Source organism: Arthrobacter sp. IK3 (assembly GCF_051337705.1).
GTDB lineage: Bacteria > Actinomycetota > Actinomycetes > Actinomycetales > Micrococcaceae > Arthrobacter_B > Arthrobacter_B koreensis.
In genome coordinates this window covers 23,607-41,190 of sequence record NZ_JBPPSW010000006.1, presented here as the reverse complement: position 1 = coordinate 41,190, position 17,584 = coordinate 23,607, and the positions used below count along the sequence as shown (strand labels likewise).

20 protein-coding genes are annotated in these 17,584 nt (G+C 66.4%); 15 read left to right on the top strand and 5 right to left on the bottom strand.

The window, feature by feature from the left end:
* Window positions 1-135 precede the first annotated feature (135 nt).
* Entirely contained in the window at window positions 136-1,704 is a 1,569-nt protein-coding gene (gene hflX / locus ACSLGO_RS09330; protein WP_436400977.1) for a GTPase HflX, read from the top strand.
* Window positions 1,697-3,733: an ATP-dependent DNA helicase gene (locus tag ACSLGO_RS09325; protein ID WP_436400976.1), complete on the top strand. Its 2,037-nt coding sequence runs from the start codon at window positions 1,697-1,699 to the stop codon at window positions 3,731-3,733. Before hflX ends, ACSLGO_RS09325 begins: the two co-directional genes overlap by 8 nt.
* A gap of 48 nt (window positions 3,734-3,781) precedes the next feature.
* Here ACSLGO_RS09325 and lexA read toward each other — a convergent pair whose 3' ends face one another.
* Entirely contained in the window at window positions 3,782-4,450 is a 669-nt protein-coding gene (lexA, locus tag ACSLGO_RS09320) for a transcriptional repressor LexA (protein ID WP_226802581.1), read from the bottom strand.
* Window positions 4,451-4,866: 416 nt separating this feature from the next.
* Between lexA and ACSLGO_RS09315 the strand changes: the two genes are divergently transcribed.
* From ACSLGO_RS09315 to ACSLGO_RS09280, 8 genes are all read left to right on the top strand, one after another.
* Window positions 4,867-5,217: a hypothetical protein gene (locus ACSLGO_RS09315; RefSeq protein ID WP_436400975.1), complete on the top strand. Its 351-nt coding sequence runs from the start codon at window positions 4,867-4,869 to the stop codon at window positions 5,215-5,217.
* A 176-nt stretch (window positions 5,218-5,393) separates the two neighbouring features.
* A complete protein-coding gene (locus ACSLGO_RS09310) occupies window positions 5,394-6,494 on the top strand; it encodes a histidinol-phosphate transaminase (protein WP_436400974.1) in 1,101 nt (366 codons plus the stop codon).
* Between the two features lie 83 nt (window positions 6,495-6,577).
* Window positions 6,578-7,195, top strand: coding sequence for an imidazoleglycerol-phosphate dehydratase HisB (hisB, locus tag ACSLGO_RS09305; RefSeq protein WP_436400973.1), 618 nt, complete (start codon window positions 6,578-6,580; stop codon window positions 7,193-7,195).
* Entirely contained in the window at window positions 7,192-7,827 is a 636-nt protein-coding gene (gene hisH, locus ACSLGO_RS09300; RefSeq protein WP_091606099.1) for an imidazole glycerol phosphate synthase subunit HisH, read from the top strand. Before hisB ends, hisH begins: the two co-directional genes overlap by 4 nt.
* Before the next feature lie 21 nt (window positions 7,828-7,848).
* Window positions 7,849-7,986, top strand: coding sequence for a hypothetical protein (locus ACSLGO_RS09295; protein ID WP_193313291.1), 138 nt, complete (start codon window positions 7,849-7,851; stop codon window positions 7,984-7,986).
* Window positions 7,987-8,013: 27 nt separating this feature from the next.
* On the top strand, window positions 8,014-8,763 hold the full coding sequence (priA, locus tag ACSLGO_RS09290; RefSeq protein ID WP_152275249.1) for a bifunctional 1-(5-phosphoribosyl)-5-((5-phosphoribosylamino)methylideneamino)imidazole-4-carboxamide isomerase/phosphoribosylanthranilate isomerase PriA: 750 nt from the start codon (window positions 8,014-8,016) through the stop codon (window positions 8,761-8,763).
* Window positions 8,764-8,768: 5 nt separating this feature from the next.
* Entirely contained in the window at window positions 8,769-9,617 is an 849-nt protein-coding gene (locus ACSLGO_RS09285; RefSeq protein WP_436400972.1) for an SseB family protein, read from the top strand.
* A gap of 29 nt (window positions 9,618-9,646) precedes the next feature.
* A complete protein-coding gene (locus ACSLGO_RS09280) occupies window positions 9,647-10,954 on the top strand; it encodes an MFS transporter (RefSeq protein ID WP_152275251.1) in 1,308 nt (435 codons plus the stop codon).
* Window positions 10,955-11,007: 53 nt separating this feature from the next.
* Here the strand turns inward: ACSLGO_RS09280 and ACSLGO_RS09275 are convergent, their stop codons facing one another.
* Window positions 11,008-11,433 (bottom strand): DUF1844 domain-containing protein, encoded by a 426-nt coding sequence (locus ACSLGO_RS09275; RefSeq protein WP_263128729.1) that lies wholly within the window; start codon window positions 11,431-11,433, stop codon window positions 11,008-11,010.
* A gap of 374 nt (window positions 11,434-11,807) precedes the next feature.
* Between ACSLGO_RS09275 and infC the strand changes: the two genes are divergently transcribed.
* The 4 genes from infC (at window position 11,808) to ACSLGO_RS09255 (ending at window position 14,802) form a co-directional block, all read left to right on the top strand.
* Window positions 11,808-12,794, top strand: coding sequence for a translation initiation factor IF-3 (gene infC, locus ACSLGO_RS09270; RefSeq protein WP_377955806.1), 987 nt, complete (start codon window positions 11,808-11,810; stop codon window positions 12,792-12,794).
* Window positions 12,795-12,897: 103 nt separating this feature from the next.
* On the top strand, window positions 12,898-13,092 hold the full coding sequence (gene rpmI / locus ACSLGO_RS09265; protein WP_055240480.1) for a 50S ribosomal protein L35: 195 nt from the start codon (window positions 12,898-12,900) through the stop codon (window positions 13,090-13,092).
* 117 nt (window positions 13,093-13,209) lie between these two features.
* Window positions 13,210-13,869 (top strand): 50S ribosomal protein L20, sunset domain variant, encoded by a 660-nt coding sequence (gene rplT, locus ACSLGO_RS09260; protein ID WP_091606083.1) that lies wholly within the window; start codon window positions 13,210-13,212, stop codon window positions 13,867-13,869.
* 18 nt (window positions 13,870-13,887) lie between these two features.
* On the top strand, window positions 13,888-14,802 hold the full coding sequence (locus ACSLGO_RS09255) for a TrmH family RNA methyltransferase (RefSeq protein ID WP_436400971.1): 915 nt from the start codon (window positions 13,888-13,890) through the stop codon (window positions 14,800-14,802).
* A 33-nt stretch (window positions 14,803-14,835) separates the two neighbouring features.
* On the opposite strand, the gene ACSLGO_RS09250 is transcribed toward ACSLGO_RS09255, so the two are convergent.
* A complete protein-coding gene (locus ACSLGO_RS09250) occupies window positions 14,836-16,065 on the bottom strand; it encodes an MFS transporter (RefSeq protein ID WP_436400970.1) in 1,230 nt (409 codons plus the stop codon).
* Between the two features lie 174 nt (window positions 16,066-16,239).
* Between ACSLGO_RS09250 and ACSLGO_RS09245 the strand changes: the two genes are divergently transcribed.
* Window positions 16,240-16,683, top strand: coding sequence for a (deoxy)nucleoside triphosphate pyrophosphohydrolase (locus ACSLGO_RS09245; RefSeq protein ID WP_436400969.1), 444 nt, complete (start codon window positions 16,240-16,242; stop codon window positions 16,681-16,683).
* Window positions 16,684-16,715: 32 nt separating this feature from the next.
* Here the strand turns inward: ACSLGO_RS09245 and ACSLGO_RS09240 are convergent, their stop codons facing one another.
* Window positions 16,716-17,204 carry an SRPBCC family protein gene (locus ACSLGO_RS09240; RefSeq protein ID WP_436400968.1) on the bottom strand — a complete coding sequence of 163 codons (489 nt, stop codon included), beginning with the start codon at window positions 17,202-17,204 and terminating at the stop codon, window positions 16,716-16,718.
* Window positions 17,185-17,571 carry an ArsR/SmtB family transcription factor gene (locus tag ACSLGO_RS09235; RefSeq protein ID WP_436400967.1) on the bottom strand — a complete coding sequence of 129 codons (387 nt, stop codon included), beginning with the start codon at window positions 17,569-17,571 and terminating at the stop codon, window positions 17,185-17,187. The genes ACSLGO_RS09240 and ACSLGO_RS09235 overlap by 20 nt, the downstream gene beginning before the upstream one ends.
* Between the last annotated feature and the right edge of the window lie 13 nt (window positions 17,572-17,584).

Below are 17,584 nucleotides of genomic sequence, written 5' to 3'. Positions count from 1 at the left end.
CTACCAAGATTAGTGGCTGTCCGGGCTCCAGGCCCCATCGGGGACGGCCGCGAACCTTCTTGCACAACCTGCCGGGCGCCCCTCACAATGTGGGTCCACTGGCATACCATGGTTAACACCGCTTCTAAGGAGATTATGACGATCAACAATTCCCGTCCTGCTGCCGGCTCGACGCCCACGGACCTCCAACCCGAAGAAATTCAGGGTGTCATTGACCGGATCCTGGCCAAGGAAGACGCAGCTGCCGCCAAGCAGAGCGTCAATCCTGCCGGCGGATACCGCGGACAGGCCCAGGCGCTGTCATCGCAGGCAGCAGAGCATTCAGATTATGACGGGGATCAGCAGGATCTGGCGGACCGTCGTGCCCTGCGCCGTGTAGCCGGACTGTCCACGGAACTCGAAGACGTCACCGAGGTTGAATACCGGCAGCTGCGGCTTGAGCGCGTTGTGCTCGCCGGACTGTGGACGGAAGGAACGGCGGCGGACGCCGAGAATTCGCTGCGTGAACTGGCGGCACTGGCTGAGACTGCCGGTTCCGAGGTGCTGGACGGAATGATCCAGCGGCGCCTCAAGCCGGACCCCGGTACTTTCCTTGGCTCCGGCAAGGCCCAGGAGCTCAAGGACGTGGTGATGGCTACCGGTGCGGACACCGTAATTGTGGACAGTGAGCTTTCGCCGTCCCAGCGCCGCGGACTGGAAGACATCGTCAAGGTGAAGGTCATCGACCGGACAGCGTTGATCCTGGACATCTTCGCGCAGCACGCGAAGTCGCGCGAAGGCAAGGCCCAGGTTGAACTGGCGCAGCTTGAATACCTGCTTCCCCGGCTCCGCGGCTGGGGCGAATCAATGTCCCGGCAGGCAGGCGGCCAGGTTGGCAGCGCCGGCGCAGGCATGGGCTCGCGCGGTCCCGGTGAAACCAAGATTGAACTTGACCGCCGGAAGATCCGCACCCGCATGGCCAAGCTGCGCCGCGAAATCGCCGGCATGAAGCCGGCCCGGGAAACCAAGCGTGCCAACCGCCAGCGCAACGAAATTCCTTCCGTGGCGATCGCCGGCTACACCAACGCCGGCAAGTCCTCGCTGCTGAACCGCCTCACGGACGCCGGGGTCCTGGTGGAGAACGCACTGTTCGCCACCCTGGACCCCACGATCCGCCGCGCGGAGACCCCGGACGGCCTGGGCTATACCCTGGCGGACACGGTGGGATTCGTGCGGTCCCTGCCCACGCAGCTGGTCGAAGCCTTCCGCTCCACGCTTGAAGAAGTGGCGGACGCAGACCTCATCCTGCACGTGGTGGATGCCTCCCACCCGGATCCGGAAGGGCAGGTCGCGGCCGTGCGTTCAGTCCTGGCCGACGTCGATGCCCGCCGGATCCCGGAGATCATTGTGCTGAACAAGGCCGACGCCGCGGACCCGTTCGTCATTGAACGGCTGCGCCAGCGCGAACCCCGTACCGTCGTAGTATCCGCCCGCACGGGGCAGGGCATCGACGAGCTCCTCCAAGCCATCTCCGAAGGTATTCCGCGCCCGGGCGTTGAACTCGAGCTGCTGGTTCCTTACGACCGCGGCGATGTTGTTTCCCGCCTGCACAGCCAGGATGCCGAGATCCTGCAGCTGGACCATGAGGAAAGCGGCACCCGGATACGGGTGAAGGTCCGCGATTCCCTGGCTCCGGAGCTGGAGCCGTTCCTTAGCCATGCCTAGGAAAGACACCGCCGGGGAGGTCCTGGACCTGCTGCAGACGGCCGTGACAGCAATGGGCGGCCAGCAGCGTCCGGGACAGCAGCAAATGGCCAGGGAGGTTGCCGAGTCAATCGACTCCGGCCGGCACCTGCTGGTCCAGGCCGGAACCGGTACGGGCAAGTCACTGGCATACCTGGTGCCGCTGATCCACCATGCGCTGCAGAGCAGCAAGCCGGCGCTGGTTTCGACCGCCACTCTGGCCCTCCAGGCGCAGATCGTTGGGCGTGATGTTCCGCGCCTGCTGGCTGCCCTGAAGCCCAAGCTGTCCCGTGACGTTGACGTCGCGCTCCTGAAAGGACGCAGCAACTACGTCTGTGTCCACAAGACGGGCGGCGGATTTCCCGACGACGATGACCCGGGGGCCCTCTTTACCCTTGGCGAAGAAAAGGCGGTGTCCCATCCGGCTCCTGCCGCGGGGCCGACATCGGCCCTTGGCCGAGAGGTAGTGCGGCTGCGGGACTGGGCTGAGGAAACCGAAACCGGTGACCGGGATGAGCTGCTGCCCGGCGTCAGCGACCGCGCCTGGCGGCAGGTGTCCGTCACGGCGATGGAGTGCCTGGGAGCCCAGCGCTGTCCCGTGGCCGAGCACTGTTTCAGTGAACAGGCACGTGCCAAGGCAGCCGTAGCCGACCTCGTGATCACCAATCACGCAATGCTGGCGATCAGTGCGTTCGAAGGACTCGCGGTGCTGCCGGACTATGACGTGGTGGTGATTGACGAGGCCCATGAGCTCCAGGACCGGGTGACCGGGGCAGTGACCGGCCAGCTCTCCGGAACGGTCATCAGCGCCGCCGTGACAGCCGCACGCAAACACACTTCGGCTTCCGTGGAAGAACTGGCAGCAGCCGGCCGTGCCTTTGACTCGTCCGTGGAAGGCCTGCCCGCGGGACTGATGCCCTCCGGCCTCAACGAAGAACAGCAGCTGGCGGTTTCCCGGGTGCGCGAAGCCTGCCGGGTTGCCCTCTCTGATTCGAAGCCCGAAGGCGGGGACGCCGGCGACGGCGGACGGCAGATGGCCCGTTCACGGCTGCTCGCCGTGCTGGAACTGTGCGAACGGCTTCTTGAGGCCCCGGACTCAGGCGAAGTCCTGTGGTCCTCGCGGCCGAGCACGTTCTCCCCGGGCGAGGGATACTCCCCGGCGGACGACTCGGCGCCCGCGACCCTGAACATCGCACCGATCTCCGTAGCCGGACGGCTCAGGGACGGACTCTTCGACGGGCACACCGTGGTGCTGACCTCTGCCACCCTGGCGATCGGCACCGAGTTCGGACCGGTAGCGGGCGGACTCGGCCTGAGCGGAGCCGGCGCCCCGGACTGGACGGGCACCGACGTCGGCAGTCCTTTCGACTATCCCCGGCAGGGTGTCCTGTACGTGGCGAAAGACCTGCCCAAGCCGGACCGCGGCACGTCACCGGCCCAGCTGGAAGAACTCGAAGCGCTCCTCAAGGCATCCGGCGGAGCCGCCCTGGGGCTGTTCTCGTCCCGGCGTGCTGCCGAGGACGCAGCGGCTGCCCTGCGCGACAAAGTGGACTTTCCCATCCTGTGCCAGGGCGAGTCCTCTATGTCCGCCCTGGTCAAGGAATTCGCCGAGGACGACGCGACATGCCTGTTCGGAACCATGTCCCTGTGGCAGGGTGTCGATGTCCCGGGCGAAGCCTGCCGGCTGGTCGTGATCGACCGCATTCCGTTCCCGCGCCCCGATGATCCGCTGATGACAGCGCGGACGAGGGCTGTGGCGAAGGCCGGCGGCAACGGCTTCATGAGCGTCTCGGCGACCCATGCCGCCGTCCGGCTGGCCCAGGGGGCCGGCCGGCTGATCCGTGCTGCCGGAGACCGCGGCATGGTGGCGGTGCTGGATTCGAGGCTGGCGACGGCCCGGTACGGAGCGTTCCTGCGCGCGGCGCTGCCGCCGTTCTGGTCGACCACGGACAGGTCCGTGGCGCTGGGCATCCTGGAACGGCTGAACGCCGGCCAGCGCGCGGAAGCCTAGCTTCGAAGACCGTCGAAGAGGCGGAGACCGGAGCGGGACCTGGGCTGGCTAGAGGGAACGCATCACTGAAACGACCTTGCCCATGATGGTTGCGTGGTCGCCCATGATCGGCTCGTAGCGGGTGTTCTGCGGCAGCAGCCAGGTGTGGCCGTTGCGCTGGCGGAAGGTCTTGACCGTGGCCTCGTCGTCCAGCAGGGCGGCAACGATGTCCCCGTTTTCAGCAGTCTGCTGGCGCCGGACAACTACCCAGTCCCCGTCACAAATGGCGGCGTCCACCATTGAATCTCCGGAGACGCGGAGCATAAAGAGTTCACCGTGACCCACCAGCTGTCGGGGGAGCGGGACCATTTCCTCAACCACCTGCTCAGCCAGGATCGGCCCGCCGGCAGCAATCCGTCCCACCAGCGGAACCATTGCTGTGTCCACGGCGGTGGTCAGCTCCGTGACGGACGCCGCGGCTCCGGTCTCCGGGGTTTCCGGTGCGGAGCCGGAGGTCTCCTTGTGCATCAGCAGCGGTACCAGGATCTCCATGGCACGGGGGCGTTTCGGGTCCCGCCGGATATATCCCATCTTCTCCAGCTGGCTCAGCTGGTGCGTGACGCTGGACAGGCTGGCCAGTCCTACCGTGTCTCCGATTTCGCGCATGGATGGCGGGTAGCCGTTGGCACTGACCGATGCCTGGATGGTCTCCAGGATCTTCTTCTGCCGCGGGGTCAGCGCCCGGGGGCGGGGGGAATCGACCGCAGCAGCGGCAGCCGGGCGGCCTTCGGAGTCTGTCCTACGGGGCACTTCGGCTTCCCTTCGAGCGTTCCGGGCTACCCGGAAGTGGCGGCAATGTCAGTGGCGGGTGTTTTCCTTTAGTCCGAACGCTGATGCCGGAAACGGTCCGCTCATCAAGAGGGTCACATCCAGCGGCTTTCGAAGGTTTCCGCTGGTACCACGCTAGGTGAGCGGAAGGCCATTTTCAAACATTTGTTCGAGTGAGTCTCGACAGCGTTCGTAGATAGATGCTAGAAAAGGAAACAGCAGGAATCGAATACATGTTCGATTCGAAGATGCCAACAGTTCGAATCCAGTTTCGAAGCCGGGTGAGTGTGCCGGCGAAGAAAGGCTTCGATCCGGAAAGGTTTGCCATGTCCGTTCAGTTTGCGGCAGCCCCCAGTTCAATGGGCTCCATCCGTCTCGCCTCCGCTGCCCGCCGCTCAGGTGCCAACCCCGCGGCCGCCCGCACCACAGAAAGCCGTTCCGGCAAAAGCCGCACCGCGCCGCAGGGTCCCTTGAAGCTCACCCGCCGCGGCCGGCTCCTGCTGATCGGCGCTCCAGTGATGCTCGGCGGGGCAGCGCTGCTGACATTCATCGGGTTCTTCACCGCCCCTGCACTCGCCTCGAGCGGCGTCGCAGAGGTAACGCGGACACAGCAGGTGAGCGTGCACACGGGGGGACAGCCTCTGGAGCCTCGCGGGAGAGTACGCTCCCGAACGTGACCCCCGCGCCGTCGTCGCGGACATCATGGAACTGAACAACCTCTCCGACGCCGTGGTCCCCGCCGGTGTCCAGCTCTACATCCCGGTGGCCGGCTAGGCCCTTACAGCACCCCGGGCTGCCGGTCACCGTTACGCAGGATTCTGCGGCGCGGCGGGCAGCGCCTTAAGCTGTAGTGGTGAACGAACAGCTGGAAAGACTCAACCGACTTCCCCTGCGAGACGATTTGAGGGGCCAGACTCCGTACGGAGCTCCGCAGCTGGAAGTGCCCGTCCTGCTGAACGTCAACGAGAACACCCATGGACTGCCGCAGGAAGTTGCGGACGCCATTGCCGGGTCTGTCCGCCAGGCGGTAGCCGGGCTCAACCGCTACCCCGACCGGGAATTCACTGAATTGCGTGAACGGCTGGCCTCCTACCTCGGCCACGGGCTGTCGGTCGAAAACATCTGGGCAGGAAACGGTTCCAACGAAGTCCTGCAGCACATCCTGCAGGCCTTCGGAGGCCCGGGCCGGACCGCCATGAGCTTCCCGCCCACGTACTCCATGTATCCGCTGCTCGCCAACGGGACCGGCACCGAGTACATCGCAGGGCACCGCGCCGCGGACTTTACGCTCAGCGTCTCCTCGGCTGCTGACCAGGTGCGGGAAGCGAAACCGAACATCGTCCTGCTGTGCACTCCCAACAACCCCACAGGCACGGCTCTCGGGCTGGACGTCGTGGAAGCCGTCTATGAGGCGGGCAGCGCCAGCAACGCCGTCGTGATCGTGGATGAGGCGTACGCCGAGTTCTCCCACGCAGGGACTCCGAGTGCGCTGTCCCTGCTCCCCGGACGCGAGCGTCTGATCGTTTCCCGGACCATGAGCAAGGCGTTCGCCCTGGCCGGTGCCCGCCTGGGGTATATGGCCGCGGCGCCGGAGGTTACCGATGCCCTGCGCCTGGTCCGCCTGCCATACCACCTCTCGGCGGTCACGCAGGCCACCGCCAATGCCGCCCTTGCCCACGCTCCCGCCCTCCTGGCCAATGTGGAGGACATCAAGGCCCAACGGGACCGCATTGTCTCCGAACTGACCGAACTGGGCCTGCAGCCGGCCGAGTCGGATGCTAACTTCGTCCTCTTCGGGGGACTCGAGAACCCGCGGAAGACCTGGCAGGGGCTCCTGGATGCGGGTGTGCTGATCCGCGACGTGGGTATCCCGGGGCATCTTCGCGTGACCGCCGGCACGGAGGCCGAAACCACCGCCTTCCTCACCCGGCTCCGTGAGCTGCTCTCGGCCTAGCATGCAGCGGCGACCGGAGCGCCGCCTCCGGTGCGCAAACACTAGACTGGTAACCAGAGCCCCTTCTTCCTAAGGAACCTTTTATGACCGTGGAGACCGCCACCGGCCGCACGGCCCGCCTCGAGCGGACCACCAGCGAATCATCCGTCCTCGTGGAACTGGATCTGGACGGCACCGGACAGTCGGACATCAGCACCTCCGTGCCGTTCTACGACCACATGCTCACCGCCCTGGCGAAGCACTCGCTGATCGACCTCACAGTCAAGGCGACCGGAGATACCCACATCGACGCCCACCACACGGTTGAAGACGTTGCCATCAGCATCGGTGAAGCCCTGAAGACTGCCCTGGGCTCCAAGGCGGGTATCCGCCGCTTCGGCGAGGCCACCGTTCCGCTGGACGAAGCGCTGGCCAACGCCGTCGTCGACATCTCAGGACGCCCCTACCTGGTCCACTCCGGAGAGCCCGCCGGGCAGGAATACCACCTGATCGGCGGTCACTTTACCGGGTCACTGACGCGCCACGTATTCGAGGCGATCACCCTGCACGCCCAAATCTGCCTGCACATGAACGTGCTCGGTGGCAGGGACCCGCACCACATCGTGGAAGCCCAGTTCAAGGCCTTCGCGCGCGCCCTGCGTGCCGCAGTCGAACCGGACCCGCGCGTAGACGGTATTCCTTCCACCAAGGGCGCGCTGTGAGCCGCAACGTCACGGTCCTGGACTACGGATCCGGCAACATCCACTCCGCCGTGCGCGCGCTGGAGCGGGTGGGGGCCAACGTCACCCTGAGTTCCAAGTCGTCGGACGTGCTGGAAGCGGACGGCCTGGTGGTTCCCGGCGTCGGTGCCTTCGCGGCCGTGATGCAGGGACTGAAGGATGTCGACGCGCTGCGGATGATCGGCCGCCGCGTAGCCGGCGGCCGGCCTGTGCTCGGCATCTGCGTGGGTCTGCAGGTCCTCTTCGACGAGGGCGTGGAACACGGTGTCCGCACCCAGGGCATGGGCGAATGGCCGGGCGTGGTGGAGCGGCTGGCCGCGGATGTGGTTCCGCACATGGGCTGGAATACCGTCGAAGCCCCGGCGGGGTCCCGCCTCTTCTCCGGCCTCGAAGACGAACGGTTCTACTTTGTGCACAGCTACGGCGTGCAGAAGTGGGACTTCGACGTCACGCAGCCTGCCATGCAGCCGCCGCTGGTTACCTGGGCCAACCACGGCGGGCCCTTTGTGGCTGCCGTTGAAAACGGTCCGCTGAGTGCCACCCAGTTCCATCCGGAAAAGTCGGGCGATGCCGGCGCCGCGCTGCTTGAAAACTGGCTGAAAGGCCTGGGCTGAGCCGTGTGGAGTGTTGTCCTCATGGGTCTGGCCGGCCTGCTGATTGGCGGAGCCATCTCCTTCCGGCGGCAGGGCATGCCGCGCATGATCTCCATCAGTTTCTGGGTGCTGGCAGGAATGTCCCTGCTCGGTGCCTACGTCCTTACCCTCGGCCTCTGAGCCGGCCCCACCTCTGAAAGCAGGACCATGTCCCTCACCGAAACACCCATCCTCGAACTGCTCCCTGCGGTGGACGTTGCCGACGGCCAGGCCGTGCGGCTGGTCCAGGGCGAAGCGGGCTCCGAGACGAGCTACGGCGACCCGCTGGATGCTGCCATGGCCTGGCAGAACGACGGCGCCGAGTGGGTGCATCTGGTTGACCTGGACGCAGCTTTCGGCCGCGGCAGCAACCTGCCGCTGCTCAAGCGCGTGGTGGAAGAGCTTTCCATCAAGGTGGAGCTTTCCGGCGGTATCCGGGATGACGCATCGCTGGAGAAAGCGCTGGAACTCGGTGCCCGCCGGGTGAACCTGGGCACCGCTGCCCTGGAGAACCCGGAATGGACCGCCAGCGCGATTGCCCGCTACGGCGACGCGATCGCCGTCGGGCTGGACGTGCGCGGCACCACGCTGGCCGCCCGCGGCTGGACCAAGGAAGGCGGTGACCTCTGGGAGGTCCTCGCCCGCCTCGAAGATGCCGGCTGTCCACGCTACGTCGTCACCGACGTGACCAAGGACGGAACCCTCCGCGGACCGAACGTTGACCTGCTGCGTGACGTGCTGGCACGCACCGACCGTCCGGTAGTGGCCTCCGGCGGCATCTCGAGCCTGGATGACCTGGCTGCGCTGCGTGAACTCGTTCCGCTCGGGCTGGAAGGCACCATCGTGGGCAAGGCACTGTACGCCGGCGCCTTCACGCTGCCCCAGGCATTCGACGTCGCCGGCCACCCGGAGCGCTAGTACCCGTGGCCAAGCGCGAACTTCCCGGACACATCGCCGCAGCACTGGCGGGGGCCGGAGGGCCGACGGACTCCGCCGGCGTGCCCTGGGAAGGGCGCAGCCTGGAGGGTGAGGGCAACCCGCTGCACCAGTTCGACAAGGACGACGGCCAGGCGGACGCCGGGTACGCGGCTGCCGTGCAGGCCCTGGTCACGGGAACCGGCACGGAGGCCGGGGTGGTGGAATCGCTTGCCACAGCCAGGGTCTACGTGGCGATCGTCGCGACCCTCGGTGAGGAAGCTACGTCGGACCACGGACTGACGGCAGACAAGGAAGCCGACCTGGCGCTGGTGACCCTTACCGCGCCCGACGGGCGGAAGGCCCTGCCGGTTTTCTCCTCCGTGGACGCTCTTGCGCACTGGCATCCGGAGGCGCGCCCCGTGGCGGTCTACGCACCGCGGGCAGCCCTGTCCGCGGTGTCCGAGGGGGCCCAGCTGCTGGTCATCGACCCCGGCAACGATGTGACGTTCGTGGTACGCCGGCCGGCCATGTGGGCATTGGCCCAGCAGCGGGAATGGGTGCCCTCCTACGAAGACGGCGGGCTTGCCGGGATCGTCGCCGAAGCCGCCGGCCAGGAGTCGGCGGTGCGCCAGGTGCGCCTCGCCGCCGGGGGTGGCGTAGCCTCCCGCACGGCAGGGGGTACGCTGGTTTCCGGCGGGGGCGCAGGGCCGGAACTGAGAATCATTCTCCAACTGGCACCGGGACTCGACGCGGCAGGCGTCCAGTCACTCGCAGCAGCGTTCCAGCAGCGCCTTGCCGGCCATCCCGAATTCGTTGAGCGCGTAGATTCCCTGGAACTGAAAATCACGCGCTGACCGGCCCGAGCGGCCAGAAGAGAAGTGCAGTGAATTTTAGTGTCTACCGGGACCTGCTTGCCATCGTCCCGGTCCGGCGTGTGCTCCTGGTGGGCATGCTGGCCCGTTTCCCCCATGCTGCCGCCGGCGTGCTCCTGACCCTCCACGTAGTGCTCACCCTGGACAAGGGGTATGCCGCTGCCGGAGTCGTCGCCGCCCTTGTGACCATCGGCATCGCCGTCGGAGCTCCGTGGCGCGGCCGCCGGGTGGATAACGTGGGCCTGCGCAAGGCGCTCATTCCCTCGGTGATTTCCGAAGCCGTGATCTGGTCCGTGGCCCCGCACGTCAGCTACGAGTGGCTGTTGGTACTGGCCCTGATCGGCGGGCTGTTCACGCTGCCCGTCTTCAGCGTGGTGCGGCAGTCCCTTGGCGTGCTCGCAAAGGGGGACAAGCGGCGGACCGCCTTCACGCTCGACTCGATCGGCACCGAAGTGGTGTTCATGGGCGGGCCGGCCGTAGGTGCCGTCCTGGCCACTTCAGTCTCCACCGCCGTCGGGCTGACCCTGGTGGGCATCTGCACGGCCGGTGCCGGGCTCTTCCTGATGTGGTTCAACCCGCCCACCAGGTCTGAATCGCCCGAGGCCACGGAGCACGACGTCGAAGCGGCCACGGCGGCCGTGGTGTCCTCCGCGCCGGCCCACCTGGGCGAACCGGCGGCTGAGCTGACCGAAGCGGCCGGTGCCGCGGTTGAAGCGGAAGGCCAGAGCGGCGGACTGCTGGCCCGTGCAGCAGCAGGCTTCTCCTGGCTGACGGTCAGCGTTGCCGTGGTGTTCGTCGTGGCTGCAGGCGCGGGCCTGCTGCTGGCCAGCAGCGACGTCGGCATCGTGGCCCTGGTGGAGTCCTCCGGCAACCCGGGCCAGCTGGGCATAGTCTTCGCGGTCTGGTGCTTCGCCTCGCTCGTGGGCGGCCTGGTCTACGGCGCCATGAAGCGGCGTGTCTCGCCCATGCTGCTGCTGCTCGCCATGGCGGTGCTGACGCTGCCGATGTCCTTGGCAACCGACACCGTGTCCCTGGCGCTGCTTTCGATTCCCGGTGGACTGCTGTGCGCGCCTGTCCTTTCAGCGGCGTCCGAGCGCGTCGCGGACCTGGTCCCGGAAGAACGCAGGGGAGAGGCCATGGGCTGGTACGGGTCCGCGCTGACCACGGGTACCGCCATCGGTGCGCCGCTGGCGGGAATGGCGATCGACGTCGTCGGACCCTGGGCGGGTTTCGCCTTCGCCGGCACCGCAGCAGCGCTGATGGTTCTTCTCACGCTTGGCATTCGGGCTGTGGTGAACGCCCGCCGCACGCTGGTCTAGGCATGCATAAGGCCCGAAGGAACATCCTTCGGGCCTTATGCGTGTGCTGAAACCTAGTTGACGGGTCCGGTGAATTTCTCGCCCGGTCCCTTTCCGGGAGCATCCGGAACGGAGGAAGCCTCACGGAAGGCCAGCTGCAGGGAACGCAGCCCGTCACGCAACGGACCGGCATGCTGGCTGCCGATTTCCGGAGCGGCCGCGGTCACGAAGCCGGCCAGTGCGGTGATCAGCTTGCGGGCCTCGTCCAGGTCCTTGAGTTCTTCTGCATCCGCACCTTCGGCCAGGCCGCACTTCACGGCGGCCGCGCTCATCAGGTGGACTGCCGCGGTGGTGATGACTTCAACCGCCGGGACTTCGGCGATGTCCCGGACGTGGTCCGACACGGGGCTCTCAGAATGGGTGTGGGTTTCTTCTTCGGAGGTTCCGGGGAAGGAATGGCGGGCAGAATCGCCAGCCGGATTGCTCTGTGGGGTACTCATACTGGTAAGCTTGTCACAGACCGACCGGTACACGTTATTTGTGCCCAGCTCACCGACATGATGAAAATCAGTGGAATGCTGGCGCAGGTAACGGGACCGGTATGCAAGCGGAGTCTCTCCCACCCGCGTCAGCCTGATTAAACCAGCCTCACGGCCGGATCAGAGTTGCCGGGTTCTGGTCGGCCCTTCCGGGGCATCATCTTCGGATGATTCCGGGAAGTGCACTGCAAAGCAGTGCCCGGCCGATCCCCGAGGCCTCCGATTGCGCGTGCAATTGGGGGCCTTCTTCAGTTGCAGGCGGTAGCCGTTTTGAGTCAAACAGGAGCTGCAACATTAGCGAGCCAAGAATCAATGATCGGATCCGTGTCCCTGAGGTGCGGTTGGTAGGACCGGCTGGGGAACAGGTAGGTGTGGTCCGGATCGAGGACGCCCTTCGCCTGGCAGCGGAGTCCGACCTGGATCTTGTAGAGGTAGCACCTCAGGCGAAGCCTCCGGTGTGCAAACTAATGGACTTCGGCAAGTACAAGTACGAAGCCGCAGTCAAGGCCCGTGAGGCACGCAAGAACCAGACCAACACGGTCCTGAAGGAAATCCGTTTCCGTCTCAAGATCGACACCCACGACTACGAGACCAAGCGCGGGCATGCCCTTCGCTTCCTCGGTGCGGGTGACAAGGTCAAGGCCATGATCCAGTTCCGTGGACGTGAGCAGCAGCGCCCTGAAATGGGCATCCGCCTGCTGCAGAAGTTCGCTGAGGACGTCTCCGAGGTGGGTGTGGTTGAGTCCAGCCCCCGCATCGACGGCCGGAACATGGTCATGGTGATCGGCCCCCTCAAGAACAAGGCAGAAGCCAAGGCTGAAGCCCGCCGCGCTTCCCAGCGCGCTGAGGCGAAGGCCGCCAACGAAGCCGCCAAGAATGGTGAAGCCCCGGCACGGGTCGACACCAGTGCTGACAAGGCACCCATGACGCAGAGCCTGGCAGATCTGCTGCCGGACGGTCTGCGCCTTGGATCTTCCGCAGCCGAAGCCGACCAGGCCCGTGCTGAGCAGGAACAGGCTGAGAAGGCAAAGGCAGCGCAGGCCGCCAAGGCTGCGGCGGACAAGGCTGCTGCCGATGCCCGCCGTGCGGAGGAAGCAGCCAAGGCTGCTGCCGCCAAGCCGGCCACAAAGCCTGCTGCGGCACCTGCTGCAGCAAAGCCGGCCGAAGCGCCCAAGCCCATGGCAGTGCCCAAGCCGACGGCCGTCAAGCCGTCCGCGCCGAAGCCCGCTGCCCGGCCGAAGCCGGCCGCCGCGCCCAAGCCTGCTGGCAAGGCACCCTCCCCGGGAGCCTCGAGCCAGAAGAAGCCTGGCTCAGCGGAGTAAGCACCGCTAGAACGCCCAGGCGTCCCTAGGAAACCCCGGCACCGTTACAGGTGCCCATATCCCCGCGGGCTCGTACCGCGGAAACCAAAGGAGATCGGTTCCCATGCCGAAGATGAAGACCCACAGTGGCGCCAAGAAGCGCTTCAAGCTGACCGGTACCGGCAAGCTCAAGCGCCAGCAGGCGAACCGCCGCCACTACCTGGAGCACAAGTCCTCCCGCCTGACCCGCCGTCTCGCCGGTGACAAGATCGTCACCCCGGGCGAGGCCAAGGTCATCAAGAAGATGCTCGGCAAGTAACCATCTTCCCCTGCGGTTCTGAGAAGGACTGCTCCATATTTCAACTAACTTTCCCGCGGCCCGACAGGGGCCGCAGCACCGGTAGTGTGCGCGGGACTATTTCTAAGGAGTACGCACGTGGCACGTGTGAAGCGGGCGATTAACGCCCATAAGAAGCGTCGGGTAATCCTCGAGCGCGCCAAGGGCTACCGCGGACAGCGTTCGCGCCTGGTCCGCAAGGCCAAAGAGCAGCTGCTGCACTCGTACGTGTACAGCTACGGTGACCGCCGCAAGCGCAAGGGCGACTTCCGGCGCCTGTGGATCCAGCGCATCAACGCTGCGTCCCGCGCCAACGGTCTCACCTACAACCGCCTGATCCAGGGCCTGAAGGCTGCTGAGATCGAGGTTGACCGCCGCATGCTGGCCGAGCTGGCCGTCAACGACGCCAACGCTTTCGCCACCCTGGTGCAGGTTGCCAAGGACGCGCTGCCGTCCGACACTTCTGCTCCGGCCGCTGCTGCTGCAGCACCGGCTGCCAAGAAGGCTCCCGCCAAGGCTGCTGCCAAGACTGCCCCGGCTGCTACCGCCACCGTTGCTGACGGCGGCTTCAAGGCCTCCGAAGGCGAAGCTCCTGAGGGCTACGTCATCAAGGGTGCGGCAACCGGCAAGTACCACGTCCCGGGTTCCACCTGGTACGAGCAGACCGTAGCCGAGTACTGGTTCAACTCCGTGGAAGCAGCCAAGGCTGCCGGCCTGGAGCCTGCTGGCGGCGAAGCCCGCCAGAAGTTCCAGGGCTAATTTCGGTACCTGCTGAACATGCATGACGCCGGACGCTCCGCCGCTCTGCTGATGTCCAACCCCCGAGCAGATCGGGTGAAGGAGGCAGCGAAGCTGGCGGGGCGTTCGGCTCGTTTAAAGACCGGCCGGTTCCTGGCCGAAGGCCCGCAGGCTGTCCGTGAAGCCCTCGTGGCGCACCGCGCGGCGGTTGCGGACGGCCGTCCCGGCGTCGTCGTCGAGGCTTACGCCACCGAAGCGTGCCTGGACCGGCTTCCCGAGCTGGTTGACCTGGCGGAGCAGACCAGCCTGCGCCTGGCCACGGACGAGGTCCTGGCGGCCATGGCGGACACGGTGTCCCCGCAGGGGATTGTCGCTGTGTGCCGCATCCAGTCGCCGTCGCTCGACGACGTACTGGCCACCCGGCCGAAGCTCCTGGCAGTGATGTGCGAGGTACGGGACCCCGGCAACGCCGGAACCATCCTGCGGGCGGCGGACTCTGCCGGAGCTGACGCCGTGATCCTCACGGCGTCCAGCGTGGATATCCACAATCCCAAGGCTGTGCGCTCCACCGTTGGCTCCCTGTTCCACCTGCCCGTCGTTTCCGGCGTGGACTTTGCTGAGCTTTCCTCCCGGCTGCGTACGGCCGGCATCACGATCCTCGCCGCGGACGGCTACGGCAGCCAGGACCTGGATGCACTCCAGGACTCATCTGCGCTGCGTCGGCTCGCACCCGTTTCCGGAGACCTTGCGCAGGCACCGGCAGATGCTGGTCCGCGCCTGGAAGATCCCACCGCCTGGCTGTTCGGCAATGAAGCCCAGGGCCTTGCCGAAGATGAACTTGCCGCAGCGGACTACCGCGTCGCCGTCCCCGTGTACGGCCAGGCCGAGAGCCTCAACGTCGGCACGGCCGCGACCGTGTGCCTCTACGCCTCCGCCCGCGCCCAGAACCGCTAAAGACCCAGAACCGCTAAAGTCCCAGAACCGCCGCTAGCGCTGCAGTGCCTTCTCCGCCTCGTTCGCGGACGCCCCGGCGGGACGACGGCGGTCCAGAGCCCCGCTGAGCAGGGCAACTCCCAGGCCCAGCAGCGCCAGAACCGCACCCACGATCGCAGGTGACCGGAAGCCCCAGCCCCACGCGATGACCAGACCGCCGGCCATGGCACCCAGGGCGTTGGCCATGTTGAGGGCGGCGTGGTTCAGCGAGGACGCCAGCGACGCGGCACCGGGGGAGACATCCAGGAGGCGGGTTTGGAGTGCGGGAGTCAGTGCTGACCCGATAGCCCCGACCAGGAAAACGAGGATGATCGCACCGGCTTTGTACTGCACGCCCCAGGCATAGACAGCCAGGATCACGACGGTTCCGGCCAGGACGGCATAGATGCTGCCCATGACTGAGCGGTCCGCGATCCGTCCGCCCACGATGTTGCCCACCACCTGTCCCACGCCGTAGAGGCCCACGATCAGCGGCAGCACTCCCATGGAGAAACCTGCAACCTCGGTCATGGTGGGGGAGATGTAGGTGTAGACGGCGAAGAAGCCGCCGAAGCCGACGGTGCCCACGAGCAGGGCCAGCCACATCTGCATCCGGCGGAGGGCACTCAGTTCACGTTTGATGCTGGCATCCGGGTGCGCGGCCTGGAACGGAACGAACCACGCCACCAGGGCGACCGTCAGGAGGGCGATGGCACCAACGAGTACGAACATCCAGCGCCAGCCGGCAAGCTGTCCGAGCCAGGTGGCGAAGGGCACGCCGATCACGTTGGCGATGCTCAGGCCCAGCATGACCATCGAGATGGCCCAGCCGCGCTTTGTGGGTGCAACAAGGGAGGCTGCAATGACCGCTGCGACGCCGAAAAATGCCCCGTGCGGCAGCCCGCTGAGGAAACGGGTGAACAGCAGCCAGCCGTAGTCCGGAGCCATGAAGGACGAAAGGTTGGCGACGGCGAAGAACGCCATCAGCCCCAGTGCCAGCCACTTGCGCGGCAGTTTGGCGCCGGCAGCGGCGAGCAGCGGGGCTCCGACGACGACGCCGAGGGCGTACGCGGAGATGACGTGGCCGCCCTCGGGGACGGAGACACCGAGGTCGGCGACCATTTCCTGGAGCAGGCCCATGATGGCGAACTCGGTGGTGCCGATGGCGAATCCGCCGGCGGCAAGGGCAATGATGGCCAGGGATACGTGGCGGGTTTTGGGCGTCGCTACGCGCAGGGAAGGCATAAGTGCGTGGGGTGCTTTCGGATCAGCGGTGCCGCGGAGCCGTGTAGAGGCACGGGCGCGTCTGGCGGGCCCGGGGCCGGAGCGGGAACGCTGGCGCTGCCGTTGGCCGGGGGCCAAACGGCCACGATGCCGTTCCTTCCAAGTCTAGGCCAGTAGGCACCGTAGACTCGATCTGTGTCGAATTCAGAACTGAAGCAGGTAGTCGGGGCAGCAATCGTGGATGACCTCGGCCGGCCGCAGAGCCTGCTGGCCGCTCGCCGTACCGCACCCGTTGCCTATGCCGGCATGTGGGAGTTCCCGGGCGGCAAGGTTGAACCCGGGGAAACCTGCGAGGCCGCACTGCACCGTGAGCTCACCGAAGAGCTCGGTATCGAGGTGGTGCTCGGGAGCGAGGTCACCGGACCTTTGGATCAGGGTTGGCCGCTGAATCCCCAGGCCGCGATGCGGGTTTGGCTTGTTGAGGTGAAGGCTGGGGAGCCCGGCCCGCTGGAGGACCACGATGAACTCCGCTGGGTGCGGCTGGATTCTCCGGAGCTTGCAGAACTGCCGTGGATTCCAGCGGACCTGCCCATTGTCTCGGCAGTTCGCCGGGCCGCGGATCAGTCCCCGGCCGAATAGGTTCCAGCCGGCCGGGGACTCTCCGGCCTTCGCTAGGCGGACGCCAGGATGGCGTCCATCTGCGACATCGCCTCGGCGGCGCCTTCTACCGCACCCATTGAGATCAGCTCCTCCATCTGGGTCCGGTCCGCGAAGGACGTCACTATTTCTGCAGCTGTTCCGCCGTCTCGGGCCGTGAGCGTCACCGTGACCTCTGTGACGGGCATGTCATCCCGGCGGGTTCCGTCCTGATCAGCAAATCCGTCCCGGAAGCTCAGCTGCCGGGGTGCATCCACCTGCTGCACCGCCCACCAGCCGTGGTAGGTCTGTCCATCCGGTCCAGTCATGAAATAAGTGACGCTTCCGCCGGGTACCAGGCTGTGTTCCCGCACCGTGGCCGGGTAGGTCGGTGGACCCCACCAGCCCTCCAGCTTGCAGGGATCGGCCCAGAGCTCCCAGACCCTCTCCGGGGCTGCCTCGAATTCTGCGAGGGCCCTGATGGTCAGGGTGTCATAGTCCTTGTCAACGCGTTTCACGCTCATGGCGGTTCTTCCCAGCTCCCGGGAGGTTCCCGGGCTTGTCCTGCCGCAGCAGGTCGGACATCCGGTTCAGCCGGCCGGCCCAGGTCTCTGCCAGCGCGTCCAAGGCGCGGTGTGCCTGCTCCACGGCATCGGGTGTGGTGCTCACGAGCTGTTCCCTCCCGCGGCGTTCCTTGGAGACCAGGCCTGCGTCCGCAAGGACCGCGACGTGTTTCTGCACCGCCGCGAAACTCATGGGATAGGCCTCGGCCAGCCGGGATACCGACAGCTCGCCGGCGGCAGCACGGCGCAGGATATCCCTGCGCGTGCTGTCCGCCAGGGCATGGAACAGGCGGCTCACGGCTTCGTCGGGCAACGCATCTACAACCATTTGGTTGTAACTT

Excerpts from the sequence above, each read along its gene's own strand:
- hflX (WP_436400977.1), top strand. The coding sequence starts at position 136 with ATGACGATCAACAATTCCCGTCCTGCTGCCGGCTCGACGCCCACGGAC.
- ACSLGO_RS09325 (WP_436400976.1), top strand. The coding sequence starts at position 1,697 with ATGCCTAGGAAAGACACCGCCGGGGAGGTCCTGGACCTGCTGCAGACG.
- ACSLGO_RS09315 (WP_436400975.1), top strand. The coding sequence starts at position 4,867 with ATGTCCGTTCAGTTTGCGGCAGCCCCCAGTTCAATGGGCTCCATCCGT.
- hisB (WP_436400973.1), top strand. The coding sequence starts at position 6,578 with ATGACCGTGGAGACCGCCACCGGCCGCACGGCCCGCCTCGAGCGGACC.
- ACSLGO_RS09295 (WP_193313291.1), top strand. The coding sequence starts at position 7,849 with ATGGGTCTGGCCGGCCTGCTGATTGGCGGAGCCATCTCCTTCCGGCGG.
- priA (WP_152275249.1), top strand. The coding sequence starts at position 8,014 with ATGTCCCTCACCGAAACACCCATCCTCGAACTGCTCCCTGCGGTGGAC.
- ACSLGO_RS09275 (WP_263128729.1), bottom strand. The coding sequence starts at position 11,433 with ATGAGTACCCCACAGAGCAATCCGGCTGGCGATTCTGCCCGCCATTCC.
- rpmI (WP_055240480.1), top strand. The coding sequence starts at position 12,898 with ATGCCGAAGATGAAGACCCACAGTGGCGCCAAGAAGCGCTTCAAGCTG.
- ACSLGO_RS09255 (WP_436400971.1), top strand. The coding sequence starts at position 13,888 with ATGCATGACGCCGGACGCTCCGCCGCTCTGCTGATGTCCAACCCCCGA.
- ACSLGO_RS09250 (WP_436400970.1), bottom strand. The coding sequence starts at position 16,065 with ATGCCTTCCCTGCGCGTAGCGACGCCCAAAACCCGCCACGTATCCCTG.
- ACSLGO_RS09240 (WP_436400968.1), bottom strand. The coding sequence starts at position 17,204 with ATGAGCGTGAAACGCGTTGACAAGGACTATGACACCCTGACCATCAGG.
- ACSLGO_RS09235 (WP_436400967.1), bottom strand. The coding sequence starts at position 17,571 with ATGGTTGTAGATGCGTTGCCCGACGAAGCCGTGAGCCGCCTGTTCCAT.